This window comes from Archangium sp. (assembly GCF_036277355.1).
Lineage (GTDB): Bacteria > Myxococcota > Myxococcia > Myxococcales > Myxococcaceae > Archangium.
Genome location: NZ_DASUNC010000165.1, coordinates 1 through 6,140, shown reverse-complemented (window position 1 = coordinate 6,140; position 6,140 = coordinate 1). Strand labels below are relative to the sequence as shown.

4 protein-coding genes and 3 pseudogenes are annotated in these 6,140 nt (G+C 69.5%); 6 read left to right on the top strand and 1 reads right to left on the bottom strand.

Going from position 1 to position 6,140, the window contains the following annotated elements:
- The 4 genes and pseudogenes from VFZ09_RS40580 to VFZ09_RS40565 all read left to right on the top strand — a co-directional run.
- Positions 1-699: pseudogene (locus tag VFZ09_RS40580) on the top strand (hypothetical protein); the annotation flags it as partial.
- 88 nt (positions 700-787) lie between these two features.
- Positions 788-1,729, top strand: a complete 942-nt coding sequence (locus VFZ09_RS40575) for a DUF2381 family protein (RefSeq protein ID WP_329733158.1) — start codon at positions 788-790, stop codon at positions 1,727-1,729.
- A gap of 135 nt (positions 1,730-1,864) precedes the next feature.
- The gene (locus VFZ09_RS40570) at positions 1,865-3,523 is read left to right on the top strand and encodes a hypothetical protein (RefSeq protein ID WP_329733157.1); all 1,659 of its coding nucleotides are present in this window, start codon (positions 1,865-1,867) and stop codon (positions 3,521-3,523) included.
- Between the two features lie 11 nt (positions 3,524-3,534).
- Positions 3,535-4,185, top strand: coding sequence for a hypothetical protein (locus tag VFZ09_RS40565; protein ID WP_329733156.1), 651 nt, complete (start codon positions 3,535-3,537; stop codon positions 4,183-4,185).
- Here VFZ09_RS40565 and VFZ09_RS40560 read toward each other — a convergent pair.
- Positions 4,172-4,501 carry a hypothetical protein gene (locus VFZ09_RS40560; protein WP_329733155.1) on the bottom strand — a complete coding sequence of 110 codons (330 nt, stop codon included), beginning with the start codon at positions 4,499-4,501 and terminating at the stop codon, positions 4,172-4,174. The genes VFZ09_RS40565 and VFZ09_RS40560 overlap by 14 nt on opposite strands.
- A 391-nt stretch (positions 4,502-4,892) precedes the next feature.
- Between VFZ09_RS40560 and VFZ09_RS51810 the strand changes: the two are divergent.
- Together VFZ09_RS51810 and VFZ09_RS40550 are read left to right on the top strand one after the other, a co-directional pair.
- Positions 4,893-5,081, top strand: a pseudogene (locus tag VFZ09_RS51810) (hypothetical protein); the annotation flags it as partial.
- A 256-nt stretch (positions 5,082-5,337) separates the two neighbouring features.
- Positions 5,338-6,140: pseudogene (locus tag VFZ09_RS40550) on the top strand (hypothetical protein); the annotation flags it as partial.

The window sequence follows — 6,140 nt, the reverse complement described above, 5'->3', positions numbered from 1 at the left end:
CCTGCCAGGTGGTGGACGAGCCATCCCACGCTGCACGCCGCGCTCGTCCGCGAAGTGGCGGAGCCGGGCGAGCCGTCCGAAGCTGAAAGGAGCGCGGCTGCATTCCCGGCCCCTTCCCCCGCGCTCACTTCCGCCACCATGCTCCGCGAGAACGACACCCGCTCGAAGCCCGACGAGAAGCCCGCCGCCCGGCCGCAGCGCAAGGCGTTGCACTGTGTGCCGGGCCGCCAGGAGACGTGCGTGGTGGGCTTGTGTACCGTGCTGCTCACCGGCTGCACCGGCACGCCCCAGGTGGTGCGCCCCCCGCCCCGCCCCGCCGACTGCCCGCCCGGTGCCGTGAAGACGATGAAGGAGCTGGGCATCCACGTTGGTAAGGTGGGCAAAGCGGATTTCGGTCCTCGCGAACCCGGCACCAGCCAGCGTGTCACCGTGCGCGAGTCCACGCCCATGCGGGTTGTGGACTTCAAGGGGCTGAACAATGCCACGCTCACCGGGCGGCTCTACCTCGGGCCGGAGCGCGTGTACGGCCGCTTCACCCAGGCCATGCGGCGGGATGGAACGACGTTCCCCGTGTGCCTGGAGTTGGTCGCCCGCGAGGATGAAACGCCAGGCGCTTACCGGGAGGACGTTGGCGGCCCCGCTGACTCCGCCGTGCTCATCGACCTCCAGAAGGTCCGGGCCGTGGAGCGCTTCGAGTAGGCGGGGGGCAGCACAGCGGCGGGGAGGTGTGGTAGAGGCCAACGCCTCCCGTCACCCCGCCCCGCCTTCCCTTGGAGGTTGACTCCCCGTGCTCCTCGCGTCTCCCGTGGGCCTGCTCGCGCTGGCCCTCCTCGCGCTCTCCCCCCAGGCCGCTGAGCCGTCCCCACCGGACGCGTGTGAAACGGCGAGCCCGCAGCTGATGCTGAAGGCCGAGCCCTCCGCGACACCGCCCGTGGTGTGCATCAGCCCGGACGTGCCCCTCACGCTGCGCTTCGACACGGCGCTCCGGCCAGGGTCCGTGCGCCTGGAGGAGCGGGAGCGCTTCGCGGACGTGTCGGTGGGCCAGCGCGGCGTCACCCTGACGCCCCCGGAGAAGCTGAAGGCCGGGGAGCGCTTCCTGGTGGAGGTGTGCTTCGCGGACGGTGCGGCCCCTGCGTGTGCCAGATTCCTCTTGCTGGCGCACCCGGCGCTGGGCCTGTCCCAGGTGAAGGTGTTTCGCGAGCCCCGTTCGGTGGCGTCCTTCCAGGAGGGCGAGAAGACAGCCCAGGCCGAGACGCGGCAGTGCCAACAGGAGGTGCGCCAGCTGCGCGCCGAACGCGGCGCCCCCGAGGGACTCCGGGGCGCGCTCGCCTCGGGGCTGCTGGGAGAGAAAGGCATTGTTTCCAAGGACCTGACGGGCAGTTACACGGAAGCCAAGAGCAACGCCCTGCGCGTGAGCCAGGCCCGCAGCTACCGCGCCGAGGGCCGGGTGGCGGTGGAAGTGTGGCTGGAAAACCCCGGCACGCGGCCCTGGACGGCGGCGGGCGCGGTGCTGCGCGGCCCCAAGGGCGAGGTGTTGAAGCCGCTGCCCCTCTGGCAGCCGGAGCCCATTCCTCCGGCTGATGCAGTAGCCGAGGAGCAGCAGCCAGGGCGCCGGGTGGTGGTGGAGGTGCTCGCGTCGCAGACGGAGGCGCGGGGCACGTACACCCTCACGCTCTGGGACGCCGAGCAGAAGCGCACCGTCACCCTGGGGAATGTCACCTTCCCGTAGCGCGCGTGCCCGCTGCCAACCCAGTGCATCCTCCACCGCGCCCCCTACCTGTCGGCTTGACCGCCGTACCCGTGTTTCCGTGTACTCGCGGAAACCCCTGGCACCCGCCCGCCCGGCGGGAAGGAGTGGTGCGGTATGTCGCCCCGTCTGAAGCATTCCCACCCGGCAGGTCTGCCGCCGCGCCGCTGGTGGGTGTTGCTCGTGCTGTTGCTCTCGGCATGTGCCAAGGGCCATCCTCCCGGCGGAATGTTCGCGGGCCGGGGACCTGTGCTGGCACTCACCCCGCTACCGGCTCCCGTGGAGGAAAGCACCCCGGCCTCGGACGCCGGGCTCTCGGGGGCGGTGGTGTACGAGGTGGCGGTGGTGGAGCCGGGCCGTGGCACCACGCGGCCGGTGCCGGTGAGCCGGGAGGACTTCCAGCGCGCCCTGCGGCACATCGCCCACCAGGTGCAGCACGAGGGCAAGAGCCCGCGCGAGGCCGCACGCGAGTGGCTCGAGGGCCAGTTGGAGCAGCACCCGGAGTGGGAGCAGATGAGCGGGACGTGGGTGGCCGAGGTGGACAAGGGCCAGGTGCTCACGCTGGTGCCCGAGGACGCGGACAGCCGGCTGAAGCCCGTGGCGGACGAGGCCCTGCGCGAGAGGTACCTGCTGTGGTGCACCTGGGGGCGAGGCGGAGGCGATTGCCTGCGGCTGCTGGATGACGGGCCCTACCTCAAGACGGACGACCGGCGCACGCTGGCGCTCGCCCTGGCCTTCGGCTCGGTGCTGGAGGAGACGAAGGCGGCGTTGGGGCGCGAGTTGGACCCGCAGGTGCTGGTGGCCTCGTGCATGTGGACGCTCGGGGCGTACCTGGCCCTCTGGCTGGTGCCCGAGCCGACCACCAAGCTCTTGGCCGCCGGGCTGTCCGTCGTGCTGGTGGCCTGGCTGGGCGTGGACACGCTGTGGGGGCTGATGGACGGCTGGACGGCCATGGCCACGCGGGCGCACGAGGCCACCACCTTCGAGGAGTTGCGCGAGGCGGGCGAGGGCTTCGCCCGGGTGCTGGGCACGGACGCGGCGCGGGCGATGCTTCTGGCGGTGGGCGCGTTGACGGGGCGCACCGTGGGGGAGGTGGCGGCGCGGGTCCGGGCGCTACCGGGCTACGGGCTGGCGAGTGCCCAGTGGCGGGCGCAGGGCGGGGCCGCGGTGCTGGGGCGAGTGGAAGCCATGGCGGCCGAGGAGGGTGCGCTGGCGCGGGCGGTGGCGGCGGTGGAGACAGTGGCGGCCACGCCACATGGCCCGCTGGCGGTGGTGATGCTCAAGAAGGGACGGGGCGGCGGTACATCCTCCGGGGGCGGCTCCTCGGGCATTGTCGCCATCCGCCACCGGGGTGGAAACCTGCAGGTCCTTCTGCCCAACGGGCAACGCTGGCACCTACCTCGTGGCAGGTCCATCCACGACATCCCCGTCGAAGACGAGGTGGGCGACAGGCTTCAGAAGGCCGTCACCGAGGCCGCCCAGCAATGGGGGCCACACAGGCTCTCCCCGAATGAACGTCAAGCCATCAATGATGCGCTCAAGAAGGGTGAATACTGGCTGGCGCACCTGCTGGAGCGTGAGGCCCGGGGCCGCTTCGTGCAACGCAGGGTGAAAAGCCAATTCGACCATCTCTACGAGTTCAACCTGAGCGAAGGCATCGACGTGATTGACCATGCCACAAACCGCCGGTATGAAATTCTCTCCGGGACGGCATCGAACCTCGCGCGGCACGGCCGGCGCATGGCGGGCGAGTTCTTCCGGATGCTCACCTTCTGAAGGGGCGGCGAATGCTTGCCAAAAAGGTCTTCTACGAGGACAAGCACCTGGAGCACGAGCGGCTGGAGCTGACGGACAAAGGCACCCTCTACTTCCTGGGCCGCAACCTGACGCTGAAGAACTGCACCCTGGTGCTGAAGGTGGCTGCTCGGAACCTGTTCATCCGCGAAGTCCAGTTCATCGACTGCGCCTTCGAGGTGAAGCAGGAGTTGATCAACCACCAGGACTGGATAACATCGTCACTCAAGGGCTGCCGGTTCAAGGGGCGGTTGTCTGGGTGTGACTTCGGGCACTGGCCCGAGTACGGAACGGAGCCGAAGTACCAGCTGGGCTCCATCGAGGACTGCGACTTCTCCGAGGCGCGTCTGGATCACTGCCGCTTCCACGGGAATGACCCCCGCTCCCTCCGGTTTCCCAAGTGGCCTGGCTTCACCATTCTGGATCCCATCCGTCACATTGCCGAACTCCGCGACCTCGCCTGGCCGGAACGATTTGGCAGTTCGCTGCTCTCCTTGTTGGACCAGAGCCCGGAGAACCTCTACAAGCACCCGCGCTCAACGATGGCCCTGAGCTTCTACGCTCCCATCGAGGCGAAGAAGTCGGGCACCGCGGAAGAGGCCTTCAAGGCCGCCATCGCGAAGTGCGACTTCATCGTCTCCTGACGCAGCCAGACCTCTTTCCTTCCACAACGGCGTCGAACCTGGCGCGGCACGGCCGGCGAATGGCGGGCGAGTTCTTCCGGATGCTCACCTTCTGAAAGGGCGGCGGATGCTTGCCAAAAAAGTCTTCTACGAGGACAAGCACCTCGAGAATGAACGGCTGGAACTGACGGACAAAGGCACCCTCTACTTCCTGGGCCGCAACCTGACGCTGAAGAACTGCACCCTGGTGCTGAAGGTGGCTGCTCGGAACCTGTTCATCCGCGTCGTCCAGTTCATCGACTGCGCCTTCGAGGTGAAGCAGGAACTGAAGAACCACCAGGACTGGATAACATCGTCACTCGAGGGCTGCCGGTTCAAGGGACGGCTGTCGGGGTGTGACTTCGGGCACTGGCCCGAATACAGCAACCTGCCGTGGTACCAGTTTGGAGCCATCGAGGACTGCGACTTCTCCGAGGCGCGTCTGGACGGCTGCCGCTTCATGGGGTGTGACCCCCCCGTACCCTCCGCCTCGTACTCGTTCTTGTCCCGCTCGTTGCCGTTCCCCGCCATCGTCTGCTCTCCCCTGGTGTGTGGCCCGGACGCACGGGTGGCCGTGGCGGACCGCCGTGCCCACTCTCTCCCGGAGGAACCATGGCCATCCCTTTCCTCCATGACACCCCGCCACCCGTGGATGCGGTGGCCGCCGTGCTCCAGCGAGGCCACCCTAGGAGCTGAGCGCCACGCCCATCTGGGAGGAGGAGGGCGAGCTGGCCGGTGTCATCCAAACCTTCACCGACCGCACCGAGGCCGCCACCAAGACGAAGGCGCTGATGACGGCCAACGACGCGGTGCGGCGGCTGCAGGGCCGGCTGCTGCAGCGCACGCGCACCCAGGCCCTGGGGCAGCTGGCCAGTGGCCTCCCGGGCGCGGAGCGGCAGCGCGTGGTGGTGGAGGCCGAGGCGCCGCGGGCGCGGGGCCGCTTCACGCTGCTGCTGTGGCAGGACGGTGAGCCGCCGGGTGTTTCGCTGGAAGGGGTGACATTCCCGTAGGGGGGCCCCTCCTTTTACGTCCCCCATCCCTGCCCCTACCCCATGGATTGACATGGCCACGCAGGCCCCCCTGTCCTCCCGAGCCCCTGGCTTCCAGGGTCAACGGTTCGTTGGGAGGCATGGCATGTCCACCCCTTTGGAGAATCCCCACGTGGCGGCGAGGCCACGCCGCCGCTGGTGGCTGGTGCTCGTCCCGTTGCTCTTCTCGGCGTGTGCCACGGGCCACCCCTCGGGCGGCATGTTCGCGGGCCGGGGACCTGCGCTGTCACTCACGCCGCCACCGGCTCCCGTGGAGGACAACACCCCGGCCTCGGACGCCGAACTCTCGGGGGCGGTGGTGTACGAGGTGGCGGTGGTGGAGCCGGGCCGTGGCACCACGCGGCCGGTGCCGGTGAGCCGGGAGGACTTCCAGCGCGCCCTGCGGCACATCGCCCACCAGGTGCAACACGAGGGCAAGAGCCCGCGCGAGGCAGCACGCGAGTGGCTCAAGGGCCAGCTGGAGCAGCACCCCGAGTGGGAGCAGCTGAGCGGGACGTGGGTGGCCGAGGTGGACAAGGGCCAGGTGCTCACGCTGGTGCCCGAGGACGCGGACAGCCGGCTGAAGCCCGCGGCGGACGAGTCCCTGCGCGAGCGCTACCTGCTGTGGTGCACGTGGGGACGCGGCGGGGGCGACTGCCTGCGCCTGTTGGACGACGGGCCCTACCTCAAGACGGACGACCGGCGCACGTTGGCGCTCGCCCTGGCCTTCGGCTCGGTGCTGGAGGAGACGAAGGCGGCGCTGGGGAAGGAGTTGGACCCGCAGGTGCTGGTGGCCTCGTGCATGTGGACGCTCGGGGCGTACCTGGCCCTCTGGCTGGTGCCCGAGCCGACCACCAAGCTCCTGGCCGCCGGGCTGTCCGTGGTGCTGGTGGCGTGGCTGGGCGTGGA